Origin of the sequence: Streptomyces sp. NPDC002088 (assembly GCF_040296605.1) — a bacterium.
Classification (GTDB): domain Bacteria; phylum Actinomycetota; class Actinomycetes; order Streptomycetales; family Streptomycetaceae; genus Streptomyces.
Window position 1 is genome coordinate 198830 of the sequence record NZ_JBEOXO010000011.1, and the last position, 12976, is coordinate 211805.

Below are 12976 nucleotides of genomic sequence, written 5' to 3' on the forward strand. Positions count from 1 at the left end.
ACCCCCGACGCCGTACCGGCCGTACCGGAAGGGCTGTCAGCCCATGAACTTCTTGAACTCGTCCGGCAGCTCGAAGTCCTTACCGCCCTGCTGCGGCAGCCCGAAAGCGTTGCCGCCCTGGGCCCCGGCCTCGCGGCGCTGGGCCTCCTCCAGCTCCTGCTGCTTGCGCTTCATCGGGTTGCCGGAGCGCTGCTTGCCCTTGGCCTGCTTCGGCTGCTTCTTCGTCCGGCCAGGACCGCCGCCCATGCCCGGCATCCCAGGCATGCCCGGCATGCCGCCGCCCTGAGCCATGCGGGACATCATCTTGCGGGCCTCGAAGAACCGCTCGACGAGGTTCTTCACCGCGCTGACCTCGACACCGGAGCCCTTGGCGATACGGGCACGGCGCGAGCCGTTGATGATCGTCGGCTCCTGGCGCTCGCCCGGGGTCATCGACTTGATGATCGCGGCCGTGCGGTCGACGTCACGCTCGTCGAGGTTGTTGATCTGGTCCTTGATCTGGCCCATGCCCGGAAGCATGCCGAGCAGCTTGCTGATGCTGCCCATCTTCCGGACCTGTTCCATCTGGGCCAGGAAGTCGTCCAGGGTGAAGTCCTGGCCCTTCTTGGACGCCAGCTTGGAGGCCATCTTCTCGGCCTCTTCCTGGCTGAACGTCTTCTCCGCCTGCTCGATCAGGGTGAGCAGGTCACCCATGTCGAGGATGCGGGAGGCCATCCGGTCAGGGTGGAAGGCGTCGAAGTCGTCGAGCTTCTCGCCGTTCGACGCGAACATGATCGGCTTGCCGGTCACCGAGGCGATCGACAGGGCCGCACCACCGCGGGCGTCACCGTCGAGCTTGGACAGCACGACACCGTCGAAGCCGACGCCGTCGCGGAAGGCCTCCGCCGTGTTCACGGCGTCCTGGCCGATCATCGCGTCGACGACGAACATGATCTCGTCCGGCGAGACCGCGTCACGGATGTCCGCGGCCTGCTTCATCATGTCCTGGTCGATGCCGAGGCGGCCCGCGGTGTCCACGATCACGATGTCGTGGACCTTGGCCTTGGCGAAGTCGATGGAGTCCTTGGCGACCTTGACCGGGTCACCGACGCCGTTGCCGGGCTCCGGGGCGTAGACCGCGACACCGGCGCGCTCGGCGACGACGCTCAGCTGGTTCACGGCGTTGGGGCGCTGGAGGTCGGCCGCGACCAGCAGCGGCGAGTGGCCCTGGTCCTTCAGCCACTTGCCGAGCTTGCCCGCGAGGGTGGTCTTACCGGCACCCTGCAGACCCGCGAGCATGATCACGGTCGGCGGCTGCTTGGCGAAGCGCAGGCGCCTCGTCTCGCCGCCGAGGATCGTGACGAGCTCGTCGTTCACGATCTTCAGGACCTGCTGGGCCGGGTTCAGCGCCTTGGAGACGTCGGCGCCGAGGGCGCGCTCCTTGACGTTCTTGATGAACGTACGCACGACGGGCAGGGCGACGTCGGCTTCGAGGAGTGCGATGCGGATCTCTCGGGCCGTGGCGTCGATGTCCGCCTCACTGAGGCGCCCCTTGCCGCGGAGATTTTTGAAAGTCGCGCTGAGGCGGTCGGAGAGGGTATCGAACACGGTGGCGTCGGTCCTCGGAGTCGGGAATAGTGTGGGCTGCCCTCCAGGGTATCCGGCCGCACAAGGCATTCGTCCCCGCCTGCTGTTTCCAGCGGACGGGGACGGAACCCCCGCGTCGGCGGGGAGCAGGTCGGAAACTCTCCCGGATCGGCTTTCTGCGACCGGACCACCCCCGCGGCGCGGGGATCACACGTCCGCTCAACGCACAAGGCGACCGCAAGGTCACGCCCGCAGCGTCTCCTCCAGCTTCCGCGCCACGGACGCCGCCTCGTCCCCCGGCAGCGGCGAGCCCTCCGCGCCGGTGACATAGAAGGCATCCACGGCGTTCGCGCCCAGCGTGCTGACGTGGGCGCTGCGCATCCACACGCCCGCGTCCTCCAGCGCACGTCCGATCTGGAAGAGCAGCCCCGGGGCGTCCTGGGCGCGCACCTCGATCACCGTGGCCACACGGGACGCCGCGGAGGCGACCGTCACGCGCGCGGGGGGCGCGACGACGCCCCGGCGGCGCGGATAAGCGGCGTCGCGCTCGGCGAGGCGGGTCGCGATGTCCAGGGAGCCGTCCAGGGCGCGTACGAGGTCGGCCCGCAGCCGGGCGGCCTGGGGCAGGGAGCCGTACTCCGCGGCCACCCGCCAGTCGAGCAGCAGCACGGAGCCCCCGACGCCGTCCGGCAGCGGCACGGCGCGCAGCTCGGCCGTGCGGACGGTGAGGCGGTGCATGGCCAGGACTCCGGCGACCGCCGGCAGCACGCCCGGCTGGTCGGGTACGGCGATGAGCAGCTCCACACCGAGCGGTTCCGGCTCCTGCGAGCCGGACGGTTCCTGTTCGGCCGGCGGCTCGGTCTGCGCGCGCAGCGCCAGCACCGGCCCGCCCGTGCGGTACGCCTCGACCGCGAGCCGCTCCTGCTCGGCGGTGGGCACGACGGCCTCGGGCTCCGCCGGTTCGTCGCCGGCGAGGACCGCCGCGACCCGCTTCACCAGGTCGGCGACGAGGGATCCGCGCCAGGACGACCAGGCGGCCGGGCCGGTGGCCAGGGCGTCCGCCTCGGTCAGTGCGTGCAGCAGCTCCAGGGTGCTCTGTGTGCCGACCGCCTCGGCGACCGAGCGCACGGTGGCGGGGTCGTCCAGGTCGCGCCGGGTCGCGGTCTCGATGAGCAGCAGGTGATGGCGTACGAGGGCGGCCAGGACGGCCACGTCCGCGCGGTCGAAGCCGATGCGCGAGGCCACGTCCTTGGCGATGATCTCGCCGGCCACGGAGTGGTCGCCGGGCCAGCCCTTGCCGATGTCGTGCAGCAGGGCGGAGACGAGCAGGAGGTCGGGGCGGCTGACGCGGCGGGTGAACTCGGAGGCGCGGACGGCGGTCTCGATCAGGTGCCGGTCGACGGTCCAGATGTGCACGGCGTTGCGCTGTGGACGACAGCGCACCCGCTCCCAGTCGGGCAGCAGCCGGGTGATCAGGCCCTCGGCCTCCAGTGCCTCCCAGACCTCGACGGTCGGGCTGCCCGAGCCGAGCAGGGTCACCAGCTGTTCGCGCGCCTCGGCGGGCCAGGGCGTGGGCAGGGGGCGCGCGGTGGCTGCCAGGCGCCTTACGGCGTGCAGGGAGAGCGGGAGGCCTGCCTGGGCGGCGGCGGCCGCGGCGCGCAGCGGAAGCACGGGGTCGCGCTCGGGGCGCGCGGCACGGGCGAGCACCACCTCGCCGTCCTGCTCCACCACGCCCTCGGCCAGCGGGGAGCGCTCGGTGACCGGTTTGCCGCCGCCGAGCATGGCGCGCAGACGCGGCCGTACGGCGCGCGATCGCAGTACGCGCCCCACTTCGCGCCAGGTGACGTCGCTGGCATACGAAATGACGCGCGCCGCCTCGTACACCTGCCGCAGGAGCGTGTCGGCGTCCAGCAGGCCGAGCTCGGCCGCCACCTGGTCCTGCTCCTGGAGTGCGAGCCGGTCGGTCGCGCGCCCGGTGGTCAGGTGGAGCGCGTCGCGTACGTCGAGCAGCCGGCGCCGGGCGTCGGCGAGGCCCTCGCGCGGGGCGTCCGCGAGCCAGGAGGCGGCGACGGCACGCAGGGCGGTGGCGTCACGGAGGCCTCCGCGCGCCTCCTTCAGGTCGGGTTCCAGCAGGTACTGCAACTCACCCTGGCGCTCGGCGCGCTCTACGCACAGCTCCTGGAGTTCGGGGAGACGTTTCGGCGCCTGGTTGCGCCAGTCGGCCAGTACCGCCGTCCGGAGGCCGGCCGTGAGTCCGAGGTCGCCCGCGATGTGCCGGGCGTCCAGCAGGCCGAGCTGGACCTTGAGGTCCTCGCCGGCCGTCTTGCGGGCCTCCGCCGGCGTACGGACGGAGTGGTCGAGGGCGAGGCCGAGGTCCCAGACCGGGTACCAGAGGCGGTCGGCCAGGGCGGCGACCGCGCCGGAGTCGCTGCCGTCGTGCAGCAGCAGAAGGTCGAGGTCGCTGCGCGGGGACAGCTCCCCGCGGCCGTAGCCGCCGACCGCGACCAGCGACACCCCCCGCAGCTCCTCGGTGCCCGCGTCGAACAGGCCGGTCAGCCAGTCGTCGGTCAGTTCGGCGAGGGCTGCACGGCGCGGCGGCCCGGACTGCGCCCCCTCGGTGAGGAGGCGCAGCCGGGCCGCCGCGTAGCCGCTGGGTCCCGAGTCCTCTGCTTCCTTGCGCACGTCCGTACTCGTCACCCAGCGACTCCTGTCCGTCTTCTGTTTAGAGCGCGTCCGGGCCGCGCTCGCCGGTCCGGACCCGTACGGCCGTCTCGACCGGGAGGGACCAGACCTTGCCGTCACCGATCTTGCCGGTCCGGGCCGCCTTGACGATGACGTCTATCAGCTGTTCGGCGTCGTCGTCCTCGGCCAGTACCTCGATACGGATCTTGGGAACCAGGTCGACCGTGTACTCGGCGCCCCGGTAGACCTCGGTGTGTCCCCTCTGACGACCGTAGCCGCTCGCCTCGGTGACCGTCAGTCCGTGGACCCCGAAGGCCTGGAGGGCCTCCTTGATCTCGTCGAGCCGGTGGGGCTTCACGACGGCGGTGATGAGCTTCATGCGTCCACCTTCTTGCTCGCAGTGTCGGCGACCCCGGCCGGGACGGCGGTCCGGGCGGCACCGCCGCCGGCACCGCTGAAGTCGTATGCGGTCTCGGCGTGCTCGGCCTGGTCGATACCGGCCACCTCGTCGTCCTCGGAGACGCGCATCCCGATCGTCTTGTCGAGGATGAAGGCGAGGACCGCGGAGACGACCAGCGAGTAGGCGAGGACCGCGAAGACACCGGCGCACTGCTTCCAGAGCTGGTCGAACGAGTGGTCGCCGTAGAAGACGCCCGTCGCGGTCGACTGGCCCTTGCCGGTGGCGAAGAAGCCGATGAGCAGGGAGCCGATGACACCGCCGACCAGGTGGACACCGACGACGTCGAGGGAGTCGTCGTAGCCGAACTTGTACTTCAGGCCGACGGCCATGGCGCACAGCAGACCGGCGATGGCGCCGACGGCGATCGCGCCGAGCGGGGAGACCGCACCACCCGAGGGGGTGATGGCGACGAGGCCCGCGACCGCGCCGGAGGCGGCGCCCAGCGTGGTGAACGCGCCGTGGCGGATCTTCTCGTAGGCGAGCCAGGCCAGCATGGCGGCGGCGGTGGCGACCTGCGTGTTGACGAACATCAGCGCGCCGACGCCGTCGTCGTTGCCGAGCCACGAACCCGCGTTGAATCCGAACCAGCCGAACCACAGCAGACCGGCACCGAGCATGACCAGCGGGAGGCTGTGCGGGCGCATCGGGTCCTTCTTGAAGCCGACGCGCTTACCGATGACCAGGATCACGCCGAGCGCCGCGGCACCCGCGTTGATGTGGACCGCCGTACCACCGGCGAAGTCGATCACGCCCAGCTCGAAGGCCCAGCCGCCGGCGCCCCAGACCCAGTGCGCGACCGGGAAGTAGACGACGGTGGCCCACAGGGCGATGAACAGCGCCCAGGCGCTGAACTTGACGCGGTCCGCGAGGGCGCCGCTTATCAGGGCCGGCGTGATGATCGCGAACATCAGCTGGAAGACCATGAAGACGAAGATCGGGATGGTGTAACCGTCCCACAGTTCCGTCAGGCCGATGTTGCTGAGGCCGACCCAGTCCGAGTTCCAGCCGATAAAGCTGCCGGAATCGGTGCCGAAGGCGAGGGAAAAGCCGTAGAGCACCCACAGGATGGTGACGATCCCCAAGCTGATGAAACTCATCATCAGCATGTTCAAGGTGCTCTTGACGCGGACCATGCCTCCGTAGAAGAAGGCCAGGCCCGGGGTCATGAGCATCACCAGGGCGGAACAGATGAGCATGAACCCTGTGTTGGCTGCAGACAGCTTTGGCGCTTCTGCGGCAAGGGTGATGGCTGGTGCCATCGGCGTCTCCTCGTCGTTGGTACGGCCCCGTGCGGGCGAAGCCTGAGCGGAGTGAGGGGTGGGCCGGTTATGGGCCACGAGATTGGCGCAGCGCGGTTTCGGTCGACGCCCCTCGTTGTTTCGCCGCGGTGACAAGGGCGCCTCGCGTGTTACGCATCGATGAACCGCCGGATTATGGGCGCGAGGATCGTTATCGTGGCGCAACCTTCGATGGTGGGCTACCGCAATGATCAATTGGGTTAGCCCACGGCGCCCGGCCACGTTCGCGAGAGCGGTGCCGGTTGCGGCGCACAAAAGGGCAGCAGAAACCGGCCGCGGTCGGCCTTCCGATGACCTGGCATGGGGGAGCCGAGTCGGGCAGTTCGGGAGGGCCGGCCGCGGCCGGGGTTCAGCGGGCTCAGACCGCCTCTGCGGTCTCGGGCAGCTCGGCGGCGAGCTTCTCGGTCAGGTCGACGATCTCGGCGAGGTCCCCGAAATCGCGTACAGCCGTGTCGACGGTCTTTCGAATACGAGTGTTGACGCGCTCGGAACGAACTTTCTTCGCGATCCCCATCGCTTCCTCGGCGAAGCCCGTGCTCTGCTCGGGTTCACGCCGCAGCAGGTGCACGGTGGCCATGCCGATCAGATTGAGTGCGTACGACCGCTGGTGCTCGGGATCCTGGCGGAACAGTTCGACCGCCTGCTGCATGAGGGGCTCGGCCAGGGAGGCGTAGGTGGGGCTGCGGCCGGCGACGTAGGCGAGGTCGCGGTAGGAGTGGGAGTTCTCGCCGTGCAACTCGGCCTCGGAGAAGAAGCGGATCCAGTCGGGGTCCGGCTCGTCCCACTCGTCGGCGTCGGTGAAGGTGTCCTCGGCCATCCGCACCGCCCGCTTGCACTTGCCGGGCTGGCCCATGTTGGCGTAGGCGCGGGCCTCCATCGCATACAGCATCGACTGGGTGCGCGGGCTCGCGCAGTCGCGGCTGCCGTACTGCGCGAGGTGGATCAGCTCCAGGGCATCATCGGGCCGTCCGAGGTGGATCATCTGGCGGCTCATGCTGGACAGCACGTACGAGCCGAGCGGCTTGTCACCCGCTTCCCTGGCCGCGTGCAGGGCGAGGACGAAGTACTTCTGCGCGGTCGGTTGCAGCCCGATGTCATAGCTCATCCAGCCGGCCAGCTCGGCCAGCTCGGCGGCGACCTTGAACAGCGTCCTCGCGGTGGCCTCGGGCTGGGGTTCCTGGAGGAGGTCGGTCACCTCGTGCAGCTGGCCGACGACCGCCTTGCGGCGCAGGCCGCCGCCGCACTGGGCGTCCCACTGCCGGAACATCACCGTGGTGGACTCCAGCAGCTCCAGCTCGGGCCTGGACAGCCGCCCGCGCGCGCGGGCGGCCGGAGCGGACTCGGCCTCGGGCTCATGCCGCGGGCCGGGGGGCGAGGGCACCAGCCAGCGCTGCATGGGCTCGATGAGGGCCGGGCCCGCGGACAGGGCCAGCGAGGTTCCGAGGAAGCCGCGCCGCGCCAGCATCAGGTCGCTGCGCGAGAACTCGCTGAGCAGGGCCACCGTCTGCGGGCCCGTCCAGGGCAGGTCGACGCCGGACACGGACGGTGACTGCCGTGCGGCGCGCAGGCCGAGGTCCTCGACGGAGACGACACACCCGAACCGCTCGGAGAACAATTCGGACAGGATTCTGGGGATGGGCTCGCGGGGGTTCTCGCCGTCCAGCCAGCGACGCACACGCGACGTGTCCGTCGAGATGTGGTTGGCCCCCAACTGGCGGGCCCGGCGGTTGACTTGGCGCGCGAGCTCGCCCTTGGACCAACCGCTGCGCACGAACCACGAGCCGAGCAGCTCGTTGGGGCGCTTGTCAGCGTTCATTCCGCTTCCGCCGTTGCCGCCCACTGGAACGCCCCCATCCCTGAGACCACTTGTCGCCGAATGCGCCAAGCCCTATCAGAATGCCGGTAAATACGGCCGCCCGTCCCGGGGTTCTCACCCTTCGAACGGAAAGCCGAGTTGCCTCCGGCATACCCACATGCGCATGTGCCTCCGGGCCTCGTGCACTCAAAGTAATCCTACGATCACCCGTCCAGCCATGGCGATCCCCCAAACGCCACCTTTCGCCACCCCTTCGAATGAACTCGCAGTGGCCTCCGCGCGATTCACTTGACATAGGACGGCCGGGAGCGGCGGAGAAGCGCACACGGGGGCGCGCACCGCCGAGCACACCACCCCGGGAGCTTCAAGGCGCCGCCTGGATCGCGCGGCATGGGGGAGCTAGGAATAGGCGGAGTCACGCAGAGTGATGACGTTCGTCCGGATCGTAACCACCGGCGCGTCGGACCCGTTGGAGGGGGCATGGGCTTCACGATCGGCAGCAGTCGGGGTATCCGCGACATCCGGTCCGCCTCGCGCCGCCGCGGCCGCTCGTCGGAGTGCACCGCCGTGGCCGAGTTCACCGGGCTGTGGGGCTGGGACGTCGTGCCCGGCGCCAGGGCCGCCGCGGGTGCCTGCTCCTGCGGCCACCCCGACTGCCGGGCGCCGGGCGCGCATCCGCTCGACTTCGCGTCCGAGGTGCCCGCCGGGGCGACGCTGGACGAGGTGACCAAGGCGTGGGCCGAGGTCCCGGGTGCTGCCGTGATGCTGCCGGTAGGCCGCGCGTTCGACGTCGTCGAGGTGGCCGAGCCCGCCGGGCGCCACACCCTGGTCCGGCTGGAGCGCATGGGCCTCCCGCTCGGCCCGGTCACCGTCACTCCCGAGGGCCGCGCCCAGTTCTTCGTCGCCCCCGGCGCCGCCGCCGAGCTGCCCGAGCTGCTCTACCGCATGGGCTGGGACGACCCGTCCACCCTCGATCTGCGCGGCCTCGGCCCCGGTACGTACGTCACCGCACCCCCCTCCGACCGCGGCGGCCTCGGCCCGGTGCAGTGGCTGCGCCCGCCCGCCCTGGACGAGGCGACGAAGCCACCGGCGGCGCGCCTGCTGCTGGGGACGCTGGCATACGTGGCGCACCGCTCGCGGGCGTGAGCCGGGCGACCCACAGCGAAGGGCCCTACCGCAGCTGCACCATGCGGTAGGGCCCTTCTTCGATCAGGTACCGGTTTCGGTAGGTGATCAGCCACCAGTGTCGGTAGGTGATCAGCCGCCGGTTCTGGTGGGTGGGATTCACTCCCCGATAAGGGCATCCACGAACGCCTCCGGCTCGAACGGCGCCAGATCGTCGGCGCCCTCGCCGAGCCCGATCAGCTTGACCGGTACGCCCAGCTCGCGCTGGACCGCGACCACGATGCCGCCCTTGGCCGTGCCGTCCAGCTTGGTCAGCACGATGCCGGTGATGTCGACGACCTCGGCGAACACCCGGGCCTGCACGAGCCCGTTCTGCCCGGTGGTGGCGTCGAGGACGAGCAGCACCTCGTCGAGCGGGGCGTGCTTCTCGACGACCCGCTTGACCTTGCCGAGCTCGTCCATGAGCCCGGTCTTGGTGTGCAGCCGGCCGGCGGTGTCGATGAGGACCACGTCGACCCCCATCTCCTTGCCCTCCTTCACCGCGTCGAAGGCGACGGAGGCCGGGTCGCCGGCCTCGGGCCCGCGCACGATGTGGGCGCCGACACGCTCGCCCCAGGTCTGCAGCTGGTCGGCGGCGGCGGCCCGGAAGGTGTCGGCGGCACCCAGGACGACGGTACGACCGTCGGCCACCAGGACGCGGGCCAGCTTGCCGGTGGTGGTGGTCTTGCCGGTGCCGTTGACGCCGACGACCATCACGATGCCGGGCTTGCGGTCCTCGGGCTCGGTCTTCACGGTGCGGTCGAAGTCGGTGCCGACCAGCGTGAGCAGCTCCTCGCGCAGCAGGCCGCGCAGCCCCTCGGGGGTGCGGGTGCCGAGCACCTTCACGCGCTCGCGCAGCCGCTCGACCAGCTCCTGGGTGGGCAGCACGCCCACGTCGGCGGTGAGCAGCGTGTCCTCGACCTCCTCCCAGGTCTCTTCGTCGAGGTGCTCGCGCGACAGCAGGCCGAGCAGGCCCTTGCCGAGGGCGTTCTGCGAGCGGGACAGGCGGGCGCGCAGGCGTACCAGGCGCCCGGCGGTGGGCTCCGGGATCTCGATCGCGGGAGCCTCGACGACGGGAGGTTCCTCGACGGGGGGTTCCTCGACCGCCACTCCGGTCGAGCCGCCGTCGGGAAGATCCACCTCCTCTATCGTGCGGCGCGGTTCTTCACGCGGCGTCTCGGCCTCGTCGCCGACGTGCGGCTCGGCCGGAGGGGCGGTGATGTCGGGCGCGGCGGGCGGCGGCGGGGGCAGCGACTTCTTCCGCCGACTGCCGACGATGAGCCCGCCGAGCGCACCGAGCACGACCACGGCGATGACTACAGCAAGGATGACGATTTCCATAACGGCTCCAGTATTAGCCATGGGCCGCGACCAGACCCAGCTTGTGGTTTCCTCCAAGCCGGCGTGCCGTCTCGCGGACGTACGACACCAGGGCATCGCCGTAGCCATCTGACGCCTCGTCAGCTACCGTCCCCCTCGCCAACCCGAAGGGGGACCCCCATGCCCGTCACGGTCGTACGTTTCAACCTCGTCGCGCCCGACGCCACCCCCGCCTCGCTGCACGCGCGCCATGCGGCAGCCCTGGAGATGGCGAGGTACGCCGACGACCACGGGATCACCACCGTGCAGACCGAGGAGCACCACGGCGTCGCGAACAACTGGCTGCCGTCGCCGTTCACGTTCGCGGGCGCGGTGCTCGGCGCGACCCGGCGGCTCGCGGTGACGGTCTCGGCGGTGATCGGCCCGCTGCACGACCCGCTGCGGCTGGCCGAGGACATCGCCGTACTGGATCTGCTGAGCGGCGGTCGGCTGGTGACCGTCGCCGGGATCGGATACCGGCCGGAGGAGTACGCCATGTTCGGGGTGGACTGGAAGCGGCGCGGGCAGCTCCAGGACGAGCTGCTGGAGACGGTCCTGAAGGCGTGGACCGGCGAGGAGTTCACCTACCGGGGCCGTACCGTACGGGTGACCCCGCGCCCCTGCACCGATCCTCACCCTTTGCTGCTGGTCGGTGGCTCCTCCAAGGCCGCCGCCCGCCGGGCCGCCCGCCTCGGGCTGCCCTTCTTCCCCAGCGCGCACCTGCCGGAACTGGAGGCGTACTACAAGGACCGGCTCGCGGAGTACGGCACGGAGGGCTGGACCATGATGCCCGCCGCCGAGACCCCGCTGCTGCACATCGCCGAGGACCCCGACCGCGCCTGGGCCACGTACGGCACGCACTTCCTGCACGAGGCCCGCACCTACGCCTCCTGGCAGTCCGGCGACATCCGCTCGGCGGTGAAGTCGGCGGCCACGACGGTGGCGGAACTGCGCGCCGAGGGCGTGTACCGCGTCCTGACGCCGCAGGCGTGCGCGGCACAGGGGCTGGACAACCTCGTCCTGCACCCGCTGGCCGGCGGGATGCCGGTCGAGGAGGGGTGGCGCAGCCTGCGGCTGTTCTGCGAAGACGTACTGCCCCGGCTCAGCAGCTGAGCCGGGGCAGTACGTCTTACGGGTACGAGGAGAGGGGCAGCGGGGACTTGGCCCTTCTCCCCGAGCTTGCGGGGCGGGTCAGCCCATCTCCTCCAGGGCCTTGCCCTTCGTCTCCTTCACGTACTTCAGGACGAACGGGATGGAGAGCGCGGCGAACACCGTGTAGATCACGTAGGTCGCGGAGAGGTTCCAGTCGGCCAGCGACGGGAAGCTCGCGGTGATGGCCCAGTTGGCGATCCACTGCGCGGAGGCGGCCACGCCCAGGGCGGCGGCGCGGATCCGGTTCGGGAACATCTCGCCGAGGAAGACCCAGACGACCACACCCCAGGACAGGGCGAAGAAGAGGACGAAGATGTGGGCGGCGATGAGGGCGGTCCAGCCCTGCGCGGCCGGCAGCTTGCCGTCGACCAGGTCGAACGAGAAGGCCCAGGCCTCCAGCGCGAGGCCGATCACCATGCCGATCGAGCCGATGAGGGCCAGCGGCTTGCGGCCGACGCGGTCCACGAAGATCATCGCGATCACGGTGCCGACGATGTTGATGATCGACGTCGTGAAGGAGTAGAAGAACGAGTCCGACGGGTCGACGCCGACCGACTGCCACAGCGTCGAGGAGTAGTAGAACGCGACGTTGATGCCGACGAACTGCTGGAAGACCGACAGGCCGATACCGACCCAGACGATCGGCTTGAAGAAGAAGGAGCCGCCGAGCAGGTCCTTGAAGGTGGACTTGTGCTCGCTCTTCATGCCGTGCTCGATCTCGGCGACGCGGGCGTCGAGGTCGATCTTGTCGCCCTCGACCTCGGCGAGGATCTCACGGGCGCGCTGGTGCTTGCCGACCGAGATCAGGAAGCGCGGGGACTCGGGGATCGCGAAGGAGAGCAGGCCGTAGAGGACGGCCGGGATCACCATGACGCCGAGCATGACCTGCCAGGCCTCGATGCCCATCAGCTTGCCGCGCTGGTCGCCGCCGGCGGCGTTCAGCAGACCCCAGTTGACCAGCTGCGAGATGGCGATGCCGACGACGATCGCAGCCTGCTGGAAGGAACCGAGACGGCCGCGGTACGCGGGCGGGGCGACCTCGGCGATGTAGGCGGGGCCGATGACCGAGGCCATGCCGATGGCGAAGCCGCCGACGACACGCCAGAAGGCGAGGTCCCACAGCGCGAAGGGCAGCGCCGAACCGACGGCGCTGATGGTGAACAGCACGGCGGCGATCTGCATGCACCGGATACGGCCGATGCGGTCGGCTATCCGGCCGGCGGTCGCTGCACCGATGGCACAGCCGATCAGGGCGATGGCGATGACCTGGGCCAGCGCCGCGGATCCGACGTCGTAGCGGCCCCGGATGGCTTCGACGGCACCGTTGATCACGGAGCTGTCGTAACCGAACAGGAAACCGCCCATCGCGGCTGCCGCCGCGATGAAGATGACGTGCCCGAGATGATCGGGATGAGCCGTCCTGGCTCCTGACTTGGGTGCCTGCGCAGTGCTGGTCACGTGTACTCCTCGGGCCACCGG

The 12976-nt window shown here is 70.4% G+C and carries 9 protein-coding genes; 2 read left to right on the top strand and 7 right to left on the bottom strand.

Annotation, left to right across the window (positions count from 1 at the left end):
* Positions 1-36: 36 nt before the first annotated feature.
* From ffh to nsdA, 5 genes are all read right to left on the bottom strand, one after another.
* A complete protein-coding gene (ffh, locus tag ABT114_RS24480; protein WP_351144985.1) occupies positions 37-1587 on the bottom strand; it encodes a signal recognition particle protein in 1551 nt (516 codons plus the stop codon).
* 222 nt (positions 1588-1809) lie between these two features.
* Positions 1810-4263, bottom strand: a complete 2454-nt coding sequence (locus ABT114_RS24485; RefSeq protein WP_351144986.1) for a [protein-PII] uridylyltransferase — start codon at positions 4261-4263, stop codon at positions 1810-1812.
* Positions 4264-4288: 25 nt separating this feature from the next.
* A complete protein-coding gene (locus ABT114_RS24490) occupies positions 4289-4627 on the bottom strand; it encodes a P-II family nitrogen regulator (RefSeq protein ID WP_003997576.1) in 339 nt (112 codons plus the stop codon).
* The gene (locus ABT114_RS24495; RefSeq protein WP_351144987.1) at positions 4624-5967 is read right to left on the bottom strand and encodes an ammonium transporter; all 1344 of its coding nucleotides are present in this window, start codon (positions 5965-5967) and stop codon (positions 4624-4626) included. Before ABT114_RS24495 ends, ABT114_RS24490 begins: the two co-directional genes overlap by 4 nt.
* A gap of 397 nt (positions 5968-6364) precedes the next feature.
* On the bottom strand, positions 6365-7846 hold the full coding sequence (nsdA, locus tag ABT114_RS24500; protein WP_351144988.1) for a transcriptional repressor NsdA: 1482 nt from the start codon (positions 7844-7846) through the stop codon (positions 6365-6367).
* A 456-nt stretch (positions 7847-8302) separates the two neighbouring features.
* On the opposite strand from nsdA, the gene ABT114_RS24505 reads away from it, so the two are divergent.
* Positions 8303-8968, top strand: a complete 666-nt coding sequence (locus tag ABT114_RS24505; RefSeq protein ID WP_351144989.1) for a bifunctional DNA primase/polymerase — start codon at positions 8303-8305, stop codon at positions 8966-8968.
* A 138-nt stretch (positions 8969-9106) separates the two neighbouring features.
* Here the strand turns inward: ABT114_RS24505 and ftsY are convergent, their stop codons facing one another.
* Positions 9107-10327, bottom strand: a complete 1221-nt coding sequence (ftsY, locus tag ABT114_RS24510) for a signal recognition particle-docking protein FtsY (protein WP_351144990.1) — start codon at positions 10325-10327, stop codon at positions 9107-9109.
* A 159-nt stretch (positions 10328-10486) separates the two neighbouring features.
* On the opposite strand from ftsY, the gene ABT114_RS24515 reads away from it, so the two are divergent.
* Entirely contained in the window at positions 10487-11458 is a 972-nt protein-coding gene (locus ABT114_RS24515; protein ID WP_351144991.1) for an LLM class flavin-dependent oxidoreductase, read from the top strand.
* A gap of 78 nt (positions 11459-11536) precedes the next feature.
* Here the strand turns inward: ABT114_RS24515 and ABT114_RS24520 are convergent, their stop codons facing one another.
* Complete coding sequence (locus ABT114_RS24520) at positions 11537-12955, bottom strand: sugar porter family MFS transporter (RefSeq protein ID WP_351144992.1); 1419 nt, start codon at positions 12953-12955, stop codon at positions 11537-11539.
* Between the last annotated feature and the right edge of the window lie 21 nt (positions 12956-12976).

Bases quoted from the DNA above. Each gene is read 5' to 3' on its own strand.
- ABT114_RS24490 (WP_003997576.1), bottom strand. From the start codon at position 4,627: ATGAAGCTCATCACCGCCGTCGTGAAGCCCCACCGGCTCGACGAGATC.
- ABT114_RS24495 (WP_351144987.1), bottom strand. From the start codon at position 5,967: ATGGCACCAGCCATCACCCTTGCCGCAGAAGCGCCAAAGCTGTCTGCA.
- ABT114_RS24505 (WP_351144989.1), top strand. From the start codon at position 8,303: ATGGGCTTCACGATCGGCAGCAGTCGGGGTATCCGCGACATCCGGTCC.
- ftsY (WP_351144990.1), bottom strand. From the start codon at position 10,327: ATGGAAATCGTCATCCTTGCTGTAGTCATCGCCGTGGTCGTGCTCGGT.
- ABT114_RS24515 (WP_351144991.1), top strand. From the start codon at position 10,487: ATGCCCGTCACGGTCGTACGTTTCAACCTCGTCGCGCCCGACGCCACC.